Annotated in this window: 1 protein-coding gene; it reads left to right on the forward strand. The window is 58.8% G+C overall.

Going from position 1 to position 641, the window contains the following annotated elements; genetic code table 11:
- Positions 1 to 641, forward strand: a 641-nt coding sequence (locus WFN87_RS24005; RefSeq protein ID WP_336983974.1) for a TcfC E-set like domain-containing protein, incomplete at both ends; no start/stop codon positions are given.

Genomic DNA, 641 nt, shown 5'->3' on the forward strand with positions numbered 1-641 from the left:
ATGAGCCAGTTTCAGCATGACCAGACCCGCAGCAACAGCCTCGGCAGCACTTCCCGCCATGCCATAACCTCTCTCTACGTTCAGCGTGAATTTCAGCAACACTTTCTCCGTACCGGGCTATTTACGCCGGACAGTCAGGGCCTGATACGCCAGCTTTATACGCCGGGAGGCGGTATCAGCACGCTGGCGGGCATGATGGCGGGCAGCGGCGATGCACTACTGAAGGGCGGGGACATTCCGGCGCTTTATCCCGTCTACGTCTCCGCCAACCGTGAAGGTGTGGCTGAAATTTACCGCGACGGTACCCTGATAAATTCTCAGCCTGTTGAACCCGGCCTGCAAATGTTAGACACCGTGCCGCTGCCGGCCGGTATCTATGAAGTTGAAATTCGCCTCATTGAAGACGGCCGTGAGAGCAGCAGGGTCACTGAAACGATTAATAAACCCACCCGCTGGCGAACGCCGGGCCAGCGCCTGCGCTATAACGTGTTCGCCGGGCAGCAGCAGACGCTGTGGAACAGTGACAAAAATGAAGATAACGGTGAATTTGCGGCCGGGGCCAGCGTCAATTACCTGTTGCATCCGCTGGCGACGGTCGGCGTGGCCGTGCAGAAGACGGGGGAAGAGCGTCAGGCCGGGGT

The sequence above is a fragment of the Cedecea sp. AS113 genome (assembly GCF_037152415.1).
Classification (GTDB): Bacteria; Pseudomonadota; Gammaproteobacteria; order Enterobacterales; family Enterobacteriaceae; genus Cedecea.